The organism is Brevundimonas sp. BAL450, assembly GCF_015767455.1.
Taxonomy (GTDB): domain Bacteria; phylum Pseudomonadota; class Alphaproteobacteria; order Caulobacterales; family Caulobacteraceae; genus Brevundimonas; species Brevundimonas abyssalis.
This window is the reverse complement of the sequence record NZ_JADWOW010000004.1, coordinates 1-386: the sequence shown is the minus strand read 5'-3', so window position 1 is coordinate 386 and position 386 is coordinate 1. Positions and strand designations below refer to the sequence as shown.

The 386-nt window shown below is 53.1% G+C and carries 1 protein-coding gene; it reads left to right on the top strand.

Annotated elements, in window-relative coordinates; genetic code table 11:
• Positions 1-115: 115 nt before the first annotated feature.
• On the top strand, positions 116-386 hold a 271-nt coding region (locus IWC96_RS15835; protein ID WP_231378718.1), incomplete at its 3' end, for a hypothetical protein.

The window sequence follows — 386 nt, the reverse complement described above, 5'->3', positions numbered from 1 at the left end:
TTTAGCAAAGGACTATTCAGGTTCTTTGATGAAGCCGGAGTCGCGTCACATGATTAGCGGGAGAAAGAGTGTCCGCGCGGTCGACCTAATGTTGAGCCTACTCCTGGCAGGATTGATGTACGAGACCATCCTGTACTCGTCCCAGAATGGCATCCCGTACGGCGTGTTTTCTTTCAATGCCGGCACTGTGAATCTGAGACTCTTGGATCTTCTTGTGCTTGGCACGGGTGCCGTTTCACTCTTTCATACGCGCGCAAGGACCCTCCCACTCAGGTATGCGTCAGCCGTTATCGCAATGGGGCTATGGATTATCCTGAGTTGGGCGATTCTTTCCCACCAGTCGCCCGGAGTGTCGTCTCTGTTCACCGAACTTCGGTGGGTCATAT